Annotated in this window: 13 protein-coding genes; 3 read left to right on the forward strand and 10 right to left on the reverse strand. The window is 36.5% G+C overall.

Going from position 1 to position 15043, the window contains the following annotated elements; genetic code table 11:
* Positions 1–140: 140 nt before the first annotated feature.
* Both alaS and IGL98_RS11080 read right to left on the reverse strand, forming a co-directional pair.
* The gene (alaS, locus tag IGL98_RS11075; RefSeq protein WP_206911538.1) at positions 141–2780 is read right to left on the reverse strand and encodes an alanine--tRNA ligase; all 2640 of its coding nucleotides are present in this window, start codon (positions 2778–2780) and stop codon (positions 141–143) included.
* A gap of 329 nt (positions 2781–3109) precedes the next feature.
* The gene (locus tag IGL98_RS11080; RefSeq protein ID WP_206843416.1) at positions 3110–4216 is read right to left on the reverse strand and encodes a DUF7278 family profilin-like fold-containing protein; all 1107 of its coding nucleotides are present in this window, start codon (positions 4214–4216) and stop codon (positions 3110–3112) included.
* 127 nt (positions 4217–4343) lie between these two features.
* On the opposite strand from IGL98_RS11080, the gene IGL98_RS11085 reads away from it, so the two are divergent.
* On the forward strand, positions 4344–4778 hold the full coding sequence (locus tag IGL98_RS11085; protein ID WP_206911482.1) for a GNAT family N-acetyltransferase: 435 nt from the start codon (positions 4344–4346) through the stop codon (positions 4776–4778).
* Positions 4779–4807: 29 nt separating this feature from the next.
* Here IGL98_RS11085 and IGL98_RS11090 read toward each other — a convergent pair whose 3' ends face one another.
* Positions 4808–6160 (reverse strand): DEAD/DEAH box helicase, encoded by a 1353-nt coding sequence (locus tag IGL98_RS11090; RefSeq protein WP_206843414.1) that lies wholly within the window; start codon positions 6158–6160, stop codon positions 4808–4810.
* A 66-nt stretch (positions 6161–6226) separates the two neighbouring features.
* Complete coding sequence (locus IGL98_RS11095) at positions 6227–7402, reverse strand: VanZ family protein (protein ID WP_206843413.1); 1176 nt, start codon at positions 7400–7402, stop codon at positions 6227–6229.
* 189 nt (positions 7403–7591) lie between these two features.
* Here IGL98_RS11095 and IGL98_RS11100 point away from each other — a divergent pair, with 189 nt between their 5' ends.
* Positions 7592–7915, forward strand: a complete 324-nt coding sequence (locus tag IGL98_RS11100; protein WP_206843411.1) for a hypothetical protein — start codon at positions 7592–7594, stop codon at positions 7913–7915.
* Positions 7916–7989: 74 nt separating this feature from the next.
* On the opposite strand, the gene IGL98_RS11105 is transcribed toward IGL98_RS11100, so the two are convergent.
* From IGL98_RS11105 to IGL98_RS11120, 4 genes are all read right to left on the reverse strand, one after another.
* On the reverse strand, positions 7990–8334 hold the full coding sequence (locus IGL98_RS11105; protein ID WP_069646626.1) for a zinc ribbon domain-containing protein YjdM: 345 nt from the start codon (positions 8332–8334) through the stop codon (positions 7990–7992).
* 114 nt (positions 8335–8448) lie between these two features.
* A complete protein-coding gene (locus tag IGL98_RS11110; protein ID WP_206911537.1) occupies positions 8449–9291 on the reverse strand; it encodes a histidine phosphatase family protein in 843 nt (280 codons plus the stop codon).
* 205 nt (positions 9292–9496) lie between these two features.
* Entirely contained in the window at positions 9497–10447 is a 951-nt protein-coding gene (locus tag IGL98_RS11115; protein ID WP_206843410.1) for a DHH family phosphoesterase, read from the reverse strand.
* Positions 10448–10460: 13 nt separating this feature from the next.
* Positions 10461–11783 carry a DRTGG domain-containing protein gene (locus tag IGL98_RS11120; RefSeq protein ID WP_206843408.1) on the reverse strand — a complete coding sequence of 441 codons (1323 nt, stop codon included), beginning with the start codon at positions 11781–11783 and terminating at the stop codon, positions 10461–10463.
* 626 nt (positions 11784–12409) lie between these two features.
* Between IGL98_RS11120 and IGL98_RS11125 the strand changes: the two genes are divergently transcribed.
* Positions 12410–13846, forward strand: a complete 1437-nt coding sequence (locus IGL98_RS11125; RefSeq protein WP_206911481.1) for an MFS transporter — start codon at positions 12410–12412, stop codon at positions 13844–13846.
* Positions 13847–13925: 79 nt separating this feature from the next.
* Here IGL98_RS11125 and IGL98_RS11130 read toward each other — a convergent pair whose 3' ends face one another.
* Both IGL98_RS11130 and IGL98_RS11135 read right to left on the reverse strand, forming a co-directional pair.
* A complete protein-coding gene (locus IGL98_RS11130) occupies positions 13926–14309 on the reverse strand; it encodes a phage holin family protein (protein ID WP_422851616.1) in 384 nt (127 codons plus the stop codon).
* Between the two features lie 177 nt (positions 14310–14486).
* Entirely contained in the window at positions 14487–14906 is a 420-nt protein-coding gene (locus tag IGL98_RS11135; RefSeq protein ID WP_206911480.1) for an ArpU family phage packaging/lysis transcriptional regulator, read from the reverse strand.
* Positions 14907–15043: the final 137 nt, after the last annotated feature.

Below are 15043 nucleotides of genomic sequence, written 5' to 3' on the forward strand. Positions count from 1 at the left end.
CCCGTCATTATTAAATGAATATGAGTAATACTATCTTAAATCTAACAACAAAATGAAAAAAATGAAAGAAATAGCCCTCTGAATTGAAAAAATAAAAAAGCAGACAAAACCATGTCACTCGGTTTTGTCTGCTTTTAGTATTAATTTGCTAACCAGTTGGCTACTTCTTTCAACGCATCACTGATCCCCGCTGGATTTTTACCGCCAGCTTGAGCCATATCTGGACGGCCACCACCGCCACCGCCTACTTTTGGTGCGATTGTTTTGATTAAATCACCAGCTTTTAGGCCTTTTTCGTTTGCTGCTTTAGACATAGCTGCTAATAAGCTGACTTTGTCCTCTTGCGCTGTGGCTAAAACTAAAACATCTGACAATTCTTTTTGTTTCCATTGATCTGCTAATTGACGTAATTGATTCATATCTTTTACGTTTACTTGTGCCGAAATGTATGTTGTGCCATTGATTTCTTTAACGTCTTTGAAAATGTCTCCTGCTTGTTGATTTGCTAATTTTCCAGCAAGTTGTTCATTTTCTTTTTGTAAATCGCGTAATTGCTGTTGTAATTGATCAGTTTTTGTCACAACTTCTTTCAATTGTGGTGATTTAACAATCCCAGCAATTGTTTTTAATTGTTTTTCTTCTTCATTCATAAGCTCATATGCTTCTTTACTTGTAACAGCCTCGATCCGGCGTACACCCGCACCGATTCCTGATTCAGAAACAATTTTGAAAATACCGATATCTTCTGTATTTGTTACATGTGTTCCACCACAAAGCTCGATCGAGTAGCCACCGATATTGACAACACGGACTTCTTTCCCATATTTCTCACCGAATAAAGCCATAGCGCCCATATTTTTAGCTGTATCGATATCTGTTTCGACCGTTTCAACTGGAATGGCTTCCCAGATTTTTTCATTGACGATGGCTTCCATTTGAACTAACTCTTCTGGAGTAACTTGTCCAAAATGAGTGAAGTCAAAACGTAAGTGCCCTGGAGCAACCAATGAACCGGCTTGATTCGCGTGATCGCCTAAAATGTCTTTCAACGCACGGTGTAGTAAGTGCGTCGCCGTATGATTTTTCAAGATGCGATTGCGCATTTTTTCATCTACATATAGTTCGTATGTTGCGCCTTCAACTAATTTACCAGTCACTTGAACTGTGTGTAAAAATTGACCATTTGGTGCTTTTAAAACATTTTCTACGTGGGCTACGATCGTACCATTTTGATCTTTGATCGTTCCGTGATCGGCAACTTGCCCACCCATTTCTGCATAGAAAGGAGTTTCAGCAAAAATCAACTGTGCTGTACCTTCTGACAGTTCGCTAAGAATTTCTTCGTCTTTTAGAATGATCAAAAGCTTGCTTGTCGCTTCTAAGTTACTATAACCGACAAATTTACTTTCGACTTTAATATCCGTCAAAACAGCCGATTGAACACCCATTGATGTTGCTTTACTTCTAGCAGAACGAGCACGATCTCTTTGGGCTTCCATTTCTTTTTCAAAGCCTGCATGGTCAACTTTTAAACCAGAATCTTCTGCGACTTCTTCTGTTAATTCAACAGGGAAACCATACGTATCGTATAATTTAAAGATCTCTTTCCCATTCAAAGTCGCTTCGTTTGCCGCTTTCACTTTTGTGATCAAGTCATTCAAAATCTCTAGACCTTCATTGATTGTTTCGTGGAAACGTTCTTCCTCTGTACGCACTACTTTTTCGATAAATTCTTTTTGTTGCAGTACTTCTGGATAATAACTTACCATCACTTCTCCAACGACTGGAACTAGTTTGTATAAGAAAGCTTCGTTGATTCCTAATTTTTTCCCATGCATAACCGCACGGCGTAATAAGCGGCGCAATACATAGCCACGGCCTTCATTTGAAGGTAGTGCACCGTCACCGATTGCAAATGATAATGCACGGATATGATCTGCAATGACTTTAAAGGAAATATCAGTTTGCGGTGATTGACCATATGTTACTTGTCCGCTCAATTTTTCTACCGCATGAATGATCGGCATAAATAAATCTGTTTCAAAGTTAGTTGGTGCATTTTGAACGATGGAAACCATTCGCTCTAAGCCCATGCCCGTATCAATGTTTTTATGAGGTAATGGCTCATAAGTATCATCTGCTTGGTGATTAAACTCAGAGAATACTAAGTTCCAAATTTCTAAATAACGTTCATTTTCGCCACCAGGATAATTTTCTGGATCATCTTCTGCGACATCGTTGAAAGACTCACCACGATCATAGAAAATTTCTGAATCCGGACCACAAGGACCCGCACCGATATCCCAGAAGTTATCTTCGATATCAATGATATGATCCATCGATAAACCAACTTCCTCATGCCAAATACGTTTTGCTTCTGTATCTTTTGGATAAACTGTGACATATAATTTTTCAGGATCAAATGCCATCCATTCAGGAGACGTTAAAAATTCCCACGCCCAGTGGATCGCTTCTTTTTTAAAATAATCACCGATTGAAAAGTTTCCTAACATTTCAAACATTGTATGGTGACGAGCAGTTTTCCCAACATTTTCGATATCATTGGTACGAATCGATTTCTGTGCATTCGTGATTCTTGGATTTTCAGGTACAACAGAACCATCAAAATATTTCTTCAATGTCGCAACACCTGAGTTGATCCATAATAATGTTGGATCATTGACAGGAACTAAAGAAGCACTTGGCTCCACAGAGTGTCCTTTTGATTTGAAAAAGTCTAAATACATTTGACGAACTTGACTACTTGATAATTGTTTCATTGTCCGATTCCTACTTTCTAAAATAAGTGATTGGTGTTGGATTTTGTGCAACAAAAAAGCGGCATTCACTGCAATACAAGGACGACAAATCGCGGTACCACCTTGTTTGCAATGAAGTCGCTTGACATACATTCATTACCTCTTAAACTCGTTAACGCTGAGTAACGTTGGTATTTCTACCAAAATTTAGTAAAGGGAGCAATTACGTTTTTGCGTTATTCTTCTTTCAGCACTGAAGAACTTTCTGTAAACACTAAAAAAACGAATCATATCCTTTAGATTCCCTACAAATTATAAGGAAAGAATGAAAAAAAGTCAATGTTTTCTGTTTAATTTTCAATTAGAATTGCTTTTCGGTATAAATAATCGGTTGGGCTTAATTTTTGTTCAGGTAAAAGAACATGGTCGGAACGAAAATAAGTGGATAACGGCAACATCTCTTCAATCAAGCTACTACGATTGGATTCATTTCTAGTTAATTTTATTGCGGTCGGATCAGTCGTCAATTCATAGCGATCTTTTTGCGTATCGATCACTAAGCCAAACATGTTAGCCCCGTCCATTTTACTTTTGATTTGGCGGCCAGATTCATTTTCCTTAATCAATAGTTCATTGCCCCAGCGGAATAACCGTCTCGTTCCACCACCTACAGCAAATTCCCATTGATCTTCAGATAATAAACTAAAGCCCTCTCGTTTAAGTGATAATTTTAGTTCATCATGGGTGCAATCTGAATGGCTATAGACAAAATAATAATCAGACTCAGGTAAAAATTCTAGATAAAATTTATCTTTCTCCAACAGTGTTTTCGGAAATGACCAACTAAGACTTTCAGCAGCTGTTAATAGTGGAAATAATTTTTCACAAATCTGTTTTTCATGGGGAAAGAATTGTTCGATTTCTCCTTCAAATGTTCCTGTGACTGTATCAAAAATTCCTAAAAATTCTGTCCCAGCCGGTAATGCATATTTTTGAACAAACATTGCAGGAATTTTAACTTTTCTTAATTCTGTCGTATGTTCATTTATGTATTCTGAAATTCCTTCTAACGAGGTTAAATCATAGCTTATTTCTTCTTCATTCCACTCATCGGCAGAATCGATTGCTTCATTGGTCAAGGTGGTCTTAAATGTATTCTTTGCCAAATGCTCAGTATCAAATCCCAACAGTTCATGCGCTCGTAAACCCTCTGCACCTAAATCCCAACCAAGGATCGCTTCATTATTTCCTGGGATAAAAACAAACAATTCACCATCTAATTCTAATTCAAAGGTGCGGCACTTAATGCCATACAATTCAAAATTCACTAATTCAATTGTATTCACTTCTATTGTTGGCGGAACAAAATACATCAATAGCTGCTGTAAAAGAGCTTCTTTTTCAGCATCTTTTAAGTTTTTCCAATTTGACCACTCAATTTGTTCAAATAGGTCCAAGTTAAACCCTCCTCGTATTTTAAAAACGACGCTCGTAAGTATTGCTAGATGACATCAAAAATATCTGCTATGATTAAGTATACCATTGAATGAATCTTTCACTAAGAAAATTATCTGGAGGGCTTATATGCACACTCACTTTGGCTGCGAGCGCTGGCATCAAGCAGCGGCTTTTGCATTACGTTATGATGTTTTTGTTTTAGAGCAAGGCATTTCACTACAGGATGAATTTGATGAACTAGACACACTAGAACGTAATTATTTTGTTGTTTATGAGCAATCACTTGCTGTTGCAACGATTCGCTATCAGAAAAAAAACGATGACATCATTCAGCCAGATCGCTTTTGTGTAAGAAAAGAGCATCGCAATCAAGGAATTGGTCGAACATTGCTTCTACTTTTAGAAGATAAGGCAACAAAAGAAGGCTATAAATTCAGTATTTTATCCGCAGAAAAAACTGCATTGTCTTTTTACCAAGTATTGGATTACTCAGTAAACTCTGAAGAGTATATAGAAGACGGCATTATTTGCGTAGAAATGATCAAAAAATTAAGCAGCTAAGATGACTTGCCCCATCTTGCTGCTTTATTTTATTTATAGCTATTTTTTTTAGATTTTTTCGCTGTCCGAGTTTGCTGACGACGTTCAACTTTACGTTTTTGCTTATTGCTAGCTGAAATTGCCCATTCGATTTTCTTTTTATAACCTGGTTTGATTTTTTTCTTTTTCTTTTTCACCAAGCCAATCAATGTTGGGTCTTCTAACGCATCTTTTGACTTTTCACGTTTTGTACGGCGGTTACGATCATACGTATCGATCAGCTCACCATTTTTGATTTCTTTCGGCTGAAACTTAATACCTAATTCCTCAACCTCAGAAATTGCTTCTTCATCCGCAGGTGAATAAAGTGTGATCGCTGTTCCATCCAGACCGTTTCTTCCAGTTCTACCGACACGGTGAATAAAGAAATCTAAATCACTTGGAACTTCCGCATTGATAACATGAGAAACGCCTTCAATATCGATTCCTCGTGCAGCCAAATCAGTTGCCACCACATATTGAAATTCAAGATCTTGCACTTGGCGCATGACACGCTTACGTTCCCTAGGAGAAATATCCCCATGGATTTTCGCAACTTTCAAGCCTTGATCTTTTAAATAATCAGTGATTTCATCCACTCGTTGTTTCGTATTCGCAAATACGATCACTAGATAAGGATGACCAATCGTCAATAATTGGTAAATCAAACGATTTTTGTCTTTTCCTTTTGTAGAAATCAGCCAATTATCAATGGTTTCAGAGATAATATTTTTTGGTTGAATATGTTCTATAACTGGATTTTCCATGTATTTTTTCAAGAAAGGCTTTAATTTTTCTGGAATGGTCGCAGAGAAAACCAACATTTGTAGTTTATTTGGCAAACGTCCAGCAATTTGATCGACTTCTTCTAAAAAGCCCATGTCCAGTGTCATATCAGCTTCATCGACTACAAAAGCAAAAGCTGTATGTGCTTTTAGTGCTTGCTCGTTCATCAAATCTAAAATTCGACCTGGTGTTCCAATAACCACGTGGGGTTGTTGATGTTTCAACTTAGCGATTTGACGTTGCTTATCCGTTCCACCGACAAAATTCGTCACACGAATTTCAGGTTGACTGAATTTAGCGATTTGGATCGCTTCTTGATAAATTTGATTCGCTAATTCACGACTAGGTGCCGTGATCAAAATCTGTACTTCATCCAATTGAGGATTTACTTTATTCATCAATGGTAATAAAAATGTATGGGTCTTTCCGCTTCCGGTTTGAGATTGTCCAATTACACTTTTGCCTTTTTTAATGACAGGAATCAATTTTTCTTGTACTTCTGTTGGTTGTTCAAACCCTTTATCCGCTAATGCTTCCATGATAAAATCGTTGAACTGAAATTGTTTAAATGAACTCATTTACCTCACCTCTTTCAAACTTGTTGTGTAAGTCCTCATGCATTATACCACAAAAACCGCAAATCCTTATTGATTTTCTGTATTTTTCTTCTCTTTTATCGTGCTGATCGTATAGGTATGACTTGCTTTTTCGTAAAACAGTCGTCGTTTTTTTCTGATTAACACGTAGAAAACATTGATGAAAAACAAGAGTAGTAAAAATGAACAAAATAGAAACAGTATAAAACTCACAAGCTGCAACATCCGATTATTCGAATTCAACAAATCAGATGCACTTGCCATGTATGAACTGATCAGACCATAAACAAAGTACAAATACCCGTATCGAATAAATAGAGCCCTAAAACGAATTTTTTCACGTCCTTCTTCCACTACTTGAATCCGTACGACTTTCTTGCCGATCGTTTCCCCATTCGTAAGTTTCGGTAATAGCATAAACACTAAAAATACCATAACAAAAAACCAAAGTCGTCCTTCTAACGCAGGATATCCTGCAAACCACTGTTTATACTGAGGAATTAGATTTAGAAGAAGCATTGCAATTGTTTGAACGATGGAAATCACAAACCAATCAATCAAAAAAGCGACAAAGCGCCTGAATAAGCTAACGGACTGTCCTTTTTCATATGCCGCCTCATCCAATTCATCTCTTGTTGGAAATAAAAAGGTCAACATCGGTGTAATCGTATACCCGACAATTCCACCAAACGTATTATTGATCAGATCATTTACATCAGCTAAACGATACGGTCTAGGATAAATAAAGTACAACCCGCTCAACTGTGTCAGCTCAAAAAATAACGACAAGAGAAAACTGGCTAAAACAACTTTTTTAAATGAAAGTTTATAATAATAACGCAAGTACACCCCAAATGGCACTAACAACAAGACATTGAATACAGGTTCCAACACGACTCCTTGCCTTAAAGCAGGAATAAACGTACTCGGATCATGAATATTTAATACCGTATCCTGTAAAAATCGACTGACGAAATAAAATGGCCGCAATTCCAAATACTGACTCGTATATTGCGCCACTTCCGCTCGAGGTGGCAAGGGTAAAATAATTAAAAAATACGCACATAATAAATAGAAAACAAATGAATAAAGAATAAGCGCTCGCCTAAATAAAAACGTGCCATATTTGCGGTATTCACGAATAACAAGCACAAACGATATCGCAAAAGCTAAAAAAGGAAAAACGATGATCGCTGTTTTGATTGGTTCGGCATATGCTGACATCTGGAAAATCACTCCTTCCTCTTTAGTGTAGTGGAAAATAAAAACTTTGTCATTTCTAAAAACGCTAACTTTAACAAAAAATATATTTTGCAAATTGAAAAAATTGCAGTATGATTGAGTTATAGAGCAATAGACATCAGTATTTCTAATAAATTATAGTAGTCAATTTTTACATACGGAGGCTTTTCTATGTTAAATCCATACTTTGCATTTGGCGTTCCTATCTTTTTACTCTTTCTATATGTTGTGTTTGCTATTATTAGAAAAAAAAGTAAGCTGCATTATATTGGTTTTGTCCTTTTATTGATTGCCACGTTTATGATGGCGTTTAGTTTTCAAGTGTTGCAAGGGCTGTGGACTTTGGAGGATACTCAGGCTTCGAAGCAGCTAAGCAATTTAAATTACTCCCCAGAATTATTGTGGATTCCCCTTATTTTAGGTGGTGTTTTGGCTATTGTTAATCTTTGGCGTGGTGTGAAGAGAGTGCAGTCGTTTCGGGAAGATTCGGATTAATAACAAAAAACAGGTTATCCGAAAAACCTTTCGGGTATCCTGTTTAACTAGATTCTATTCTGTAATCCTATACTCTAATTCTTCTTCACAAACTCAGATTTCAATTTCATCGGCCCAAAGCCTTCTACTTTACAATCGATATTATGACCATCTGCTGCATCAACCACTAAACGAATACCTTTAACTTTCGTTCCTTGCTTGATCGCACCACTTGCCCCTTTGACTTTTAAATCTTTGATAACTGTCACATTATCACCATCAGCTAACACATTGCCATTTGAATCTTTGATGACAGAGGCTGTATCTTCTGCCGCATCTGTTGGTGACCATTCATGTCCGCATTCAGGACAAATCATCATGCCACGATCCTCGTAAGTGTATGTTGAGCCACATTCAGGGCAACTTGGTAAATTTTCCATTTAGCTTAAACTCTCCTTCATTGTATCGTTCTCTTTTAAAGTGTTATCACTTTATTCTATCGCACTTCTAAACGAAAGAAAAGAATTATTATATTTACAATTAGTAAAGTAAGTCTATTTATTTTCTTTTCCTTTCTCTACATAAGAAAGGTCATTCACACTATCGATTGTATATTTCCCATCTTTATACGTTACTTTTGACACACTAGCATTTTTCAATCCGCCATCTGGTAAATCTGCATTTGCATCTAATTCACCTAACAAAGTAATAATACTCATTCCGTGAGAAACAACCAACACATTATTGGCACCTTCTTTTTGGGCATCCTTCACAATATCATCCAAACCAGCAGTTAAACGAGTCACGATCGTTTTGCTATCTTCGGCAGGCCAGTTCACACCTTTTTCAACATTTTTCTTATCCAAATCAGATAAAATATCGGCAAATTCGATGATTCCTTTATAGAAACCAACTTCTTTCATCCAATCATTATATTCTTCATATGTTTGTCCCTTTTCTTTTGCAACAGCCGTCAGCATTTCTTCATTCATCAAACCTTCATACGTACCAAAATTATATTCTCTTAAACGTTCATCTTTCGTCATTTCTTTGGTTAATTTTTCTTGACCGTTATTTTGCAAGACTAGTTCAGCCGTTTCGATTGCACGTCCACTGTCACTAGTCACAACCTTATCAAATTTGACATCAGATAATCCTTTACCCAATTGCTCTGCTACTTCAACACCAGCAGGGGTCAATGGTGCATCGATCCAACCTTGTGAACGGTCAACCGTGTTCAACATTGTTTTACCGTGACGCGCAAGGTAAATCACTACTTCTGAATTATCTTTCTCTTTTGTATCAGCTTTCTTTTCTTCTTTAGCCGTTCCATTACTACATCCTACTAAAACCATGGACAATAATACCACACCAACAAACATCTTTTTCAATTTCATCATTCTTTCTCCTCCGTGCTATTCCTTATTTTTAGTTAAATGATACTTGGATACTTTTTGTCTATTAGAAAAAAGAAAAAACCCAACTACACCAAATAAAGTTATTTGGTACAATCAGGTTTAGCTTGTCATAAACAATCACTATCAGCTATTTAACTAGCTTTAGTATAACGGATGTCTTTAGAAATGTAAATGCTTTCAGTTGTTATTTTTTATATTCTTTGCACAACTCTTTAATTTCATTATAAATGACATTGATTTCTTCTTGATTTTTAGCATTGGCACCACTAGCCAGAGGATGTCCGCCACCATGATGCTTCTTAGCTAACTCATTGATCACAGGTCCTTTTGAGCGTAAACGTACTCGGTAATAGCCTTCAGGTTGTTCCACAAAAATTCCCCATGCTAAAACTTCGTCAATCACACCTGGTAAAGATACAATCGAAGCCGTCTCTGAATCCACAATCCCATATTCATCAAGTAATGTCTGAGGCAATATAACTTTAGCTGCACCATGTCCGTCTACTTCAATATTTTGATACACATATCCTGCTAATTTTGCGACATTCATCGGAATTTGCTCTAATTCACGATTTAATTCAGCCGTATTAAAGTCATACGCCATCAGTTCAGCGGCAACTTCTAAAGTATGCGGTGTTGTTGATGGATATAAAAATCTACCTGTATCCCCAATAATTCCAGCATAAAGCAGACGAGCCGCATTGTTATTCATGATCAATTCCTCTTGATTTAAATGATAGAAATCAGCGATGATCTCGCTACAGCTGCTCGCTTTTGGATTGACCCAGACTAAGTCCCCATAAGGATCATCGTTAGGATGATGATCGATTTTGATCAATTCAGCACCTAAATTGTAACGATCATCACTGATTCTAGGAGAATTAGCCGTATCTGTCACGATAACTAACGCATTTTGATACGCCTCATCAGACACTTCATCCATTTCTGCTAAAAATTCTAACCCTTCAACGGGACCACCTGCTTGATAAATTTTCTTCTCTGGATAGCTCTCTCTCAAAATCTCTGCTAAACCAACTTGTGAACCGATTGCATCTGGATCAGGTCGTTGATGACGATGAATAATGATCGTTTGATACGCTTTGATTTTTTTTAAAATTTCTGTTACAACATCCATATTTTACTTCCTCCTAAGTCCGCTCCATCACTTGGCAAACAACGATTGCTTTAGCCACTAGAGCATTCTCTAAATAAACTTCGATATCCAATTTAGCTGAACGACGGCCGATTTCTAAGACTCTTGGACGAATATCCAGTTCACTTTCTAATTGAATCAGGCGCAGATAATGTAAACTCATTTGTTCAATCAGCACATTTCTTCTTTGATTGGTGATCATCGTGCGCTGTGTCACATTTGAAATGATTTCACTTAACACGCCAAAAGATATCGTCCCTACACTGTTGACCATTTGAGGTGTAACAGAGAATTTAAACTGCGGTTCATCTGCTTTACTGACCTCTTCGATAGGCATTACTTCACCAGAAATTTGGTCTGAAATCGTATCCGCAATTTGCGGCTGCCGCTGAACTAGCTGCATCGCCTTCATTACATCCTGTCTGGAAACAAAACCAACTAAAGATAAATCATCTTCAACAACTGGCATTACTTCCAGCCCATCCCAAATCATTTGATGGCTAACACTGGCTACACTCATCATTTTTTTCACAACGATTGGATCTTTTGTCATGACCTTGTCCATCGTCAAGGTTTCCGTTTTACCTAAAACATCTTTAGCTGTAACGATTCCCACTAAACGCAGGCTTTTATTCACTACAGGAAAACGAGAATGATGTGTTTTTTCAGAAAGTTTTTGATAGTCTGCAATTGTATTGGTTGAGAATAGATAATTCGTTTTTTCTAAAGTCGTGTAAATATCGCTGACAAGCATGATATCTTTTTTGATTAATTGATCGCTTAACGCTCGATTGATCATTGTGGCTACTGTAAATGTATCATATGTTGTTCTTAATACCGGCATGTCTAATTCATCTGCCAGCTCAGCGATTTCGACTTCTGTATCAAATCCACCAGTAATCAAAACAGCAGCCCCATTTTCTAAGGCTAATTTCTGAACACCTTGCCGATTCCCAACGATCATCAATGATCCTGGCGTGATATAGCGCGTCATTGCTTTTTCAGTCATCGCACCGATTACAAACTTATTTAAGACCTTATCTAAACCGGCTGATCCTCCTAAAACATCCCCTTCAATGATCCGAACCACTTCACCAAATGTCAATTTTTCAATATGTTTTTTTAATTTCCGTTCGATCCGAATCGTTCCCACACGCTGAATCGTTGAAACCAATCCAATATTTTCAGCATCTTTGATCGCTCGATAAGCAGTCCCTTCGCTGACACCTAGATTTTTGGCAATACTTCTAACAGAGATACGATCCCCAATTGGCAATCCTTCAATATACTTTAATATTTGATCATGTTTCGTAGCCATAATATCCTCCTTATTTTAAAAGCTGAACGAGCTCGTTCTGTCTCGACTGGAAAATAGGAAAAAATGACTGAGATGCTTTTTGTCTCATTCAGTTTTTATCTTTTTCCCGAGAGACTAGCTCGTGAAGCTAGATAGTTTTAAAAGCTAAACGAGCTCGTTCAGTCTTTTCCCCGAAAGGCTAATTCCTTAAGCCAGATTAAAAATCTATGTTCATAAGTGTCTATACATTTGTTCTACTTTCTTTCATTCATGATTAAACAAGTGTAATTTTTATAAAAATCAGGAGCTTTGTTTTTTTAGTAAGTAATCTGTTTTAATTCACTCTGAGTCGATTTTGAAACAGATACAACTTCCTTATTTATTGACTTCTTTTAAAAAGTATAACAAAAAATTCTATATTTTAGTACAGTTATTCTTCTTTTATTGTAACAGAAGTTAAAAATAAACAAACATAATTTTCCTTCTCTTTATGATCGCTCTCATAAAATTTCGTAAATTCATTCGTCATCTAATTTTTTGAGAGAAAAATAAGTTCTTTCCAATTATTTTCATTATTTTTTCACTGACATTTTTTCAAAAAAAGGAGTATGATAAGAATTGTTTACAATTTTTAAGGAGATGACTGGATGGAATCAGTGAATAATTTTCAAGAAAACCCCATCGTACAAAAAAATCGCTGGTGGATTTTGGTTTCTGTGGCAATGTTTACGTTTATGTCCACATTAGATGCCAGCATCGTCAATATAGCGTTGCCGACAATTTCCAAAGATATGAATGTACCGATGAATCAATCAGAATGGATCGTTTCAATTTATTTGATGATTGTCTGTGCTTGTTTATTACTTTTCGGGAAAATCGGGGATAGCTTTGGCAAAATCAAAGTGTATCGGATCGGAACCGTGGTCTTTACGATAGGCTCATTATTGTGCGGATTTAATCATTCGTTAGGCTTTCTTTTGTTTGCGCGGATCGTTCAAGGAATTGGTTCAAGTATGACGATGGCCGCAAATTCTGGGATCATTACAGAAGTTTTTCCGTTTAAAGAACGCGGTCGAGCATTAGGTTCGATCGGAGCTTTCGTTTCTCTAGGATCAATTGCAGGACCCGGAATCGGTGGCTTGATTCTTTCTCAATTTTCATGGCCTTATATTTTCTGGATCAATGTTCCAGTTGGGATCATCACGATTTTGATTGGCGAGAAATTCTTACCAAAAGATATTACCAAAAGTGGCAAAAAAGTTGATATACTTGGATTTAGTTTGTTTGCTGTATTTATTATGACGTTCTTTGGTGGTATCTTTATTGGTCAGGAAATCGGCTTTAATGCTGCTTTATCATTGGTATTATTTGTTTTTGCAATACTTTCATTTATCATTTTCATTAGAGTAGAAAAACGTGTTAGTCAACCTTTGATCGCCTTTTCGATTTTTAAAAACAAAGTCTTTACGATGAGCTTGATTACAGCTGTGTTGATTTTTTCATCTAATTTCTTTGTCAATGTTGTGATCCCATTTTATTTGCAAAATGCACGTGGTTTACCCGCAAGTAAAGCAGGACTATTGATGATGGTCTTTCCTTTATTGATGGTAGTTGGTTCTCCTATCAGTGGTTTTTTAACGGATAAGATCGGTACAAAGCTTTTAACTTTTTCTGGATTGATTTTATTATCGATCACGTCTTTAATGTATATGTTTTTAAATCAAGGTACTCCGCTTTGGTACTATATCTTGGCGACTGGCATTATGGGATTAGGCAATGCACTTTTCCAATCGCCTAATAACACGACTGTTATGAGTAGTGTTTCAAAAGAGGATCTAGGTGTTGCTGGAAGCATGAACTCGTTTGCACGTAACTTAGGAATGGTTTTAGGAATTGCGTTAGCTACAACTATTTTGTATAACGCAATGAGCGCCGCTTATGGTCAACGCGTGACGACGTTTATCAGTGAACGTCCTGATATCTTTATCTTTGGGATGAGAATCACTTTCTTAGGTTCCTTTATTTTATGTTTAACGGCATTAGGTTTAACTTTATTCCGTTCATTAAAAGCTGGAAAAAGATAGGCAGACTAAAAAAATGAAACTGGTCAGGTAAATCTGATTTCAGTTTCATTTTTTTTAATAGATACAAAATCGCGTGGAACTACTCATCTTCTTTTCCATTTTTGATACTCTTGATAAAATCCTCAAATAATTCAGTTCCGATTCCCATTTTTTTATAATTTTCAAGAATCGACTTTAACTCCATTAGCAGATAGCCAACGTATAAAACATAAATCAGCCCAACCCCTGCTCCACCTGGAATCAATGGCGCCAAAGGAATAAAAAACATCAACAGCACCATACTTGCTACTTTCCTCAAAATTTCATTGATACCTACTTTACTTAAAAAGTTAATTTTTGGATTGATTTTTGCAGCCAAACTACCGCTCAAAAAATCGATGATCATTGCGACACAAATCAATGTTAAAACGTAAATTGCTTTGTGATCTGCATCTACTAAAAAACGATCTAAATACTCAAACATCTTCATGATTACCACCTTTTTTCATTATTTACTTCAATTTATTGCTGCTTTTAAAGAGATCCGATAGTTCAAACTAAATGACTTTTCTCGTTTTTTGACCATTGTTTAACTATCGGTATAACCATAGTTTACTCGATTTCCTTCTACTTAAACTGGCATATTTCTCCCATAATAATGTCATTTTTCTATCAATAGTTTCCCACTCTCATAAGACTCTGCAAATCGGATCATTGCCTTATCGAGCTCTCGATAAAACTTACTTTCACTCATATGATGTTTCATATAAATCGCGATATTTGTTGTAAAATTGCGGTCCATATACTTATCGTATAACAGCTGTCTATCGTACTCATCCAATTGATTCATGGCTTCTGTAATCTTGGCTAGCTCAACTTCAGCAAGATATTTACGCTCAACTACCTTATCTGCTTTACGAGAAAACTCCCCATTAGTGCTTCTCATTTCAAATGTATATGCAGCTGTTACGTTAGGTGAATGTTTCTCTCCAGCGATTCTTACTAAAGAACGGTACGTATTTAATAAATCATGAACCTTTTTTTTCGTTTTCTTTCGATCAATTTCAGGGAATAATAACATCCTTTATCCTCTCCTTTATCTGTTGGTCTGGCTTTCAATACTTAACGATTGCTGCGATTGAAGTGTCAATATAATTTTTTGTCTTTACAGCTAAGCAATAACTCAGCAAAATAATGGCTCTTGATTTTTTAACTAGT

Origin of the sequence: Enterococcus sp. DIV0840 (genome assembly GCF_050527835.1) — a bacterium.
In the GTDB taxonomy this organism is placed as follows: Bacteria; Bacillota; Bacilli; order Lactobacillales; family Enterococcaceae; genus Enterococcus_L; species Enterococcus_L ureasiticus.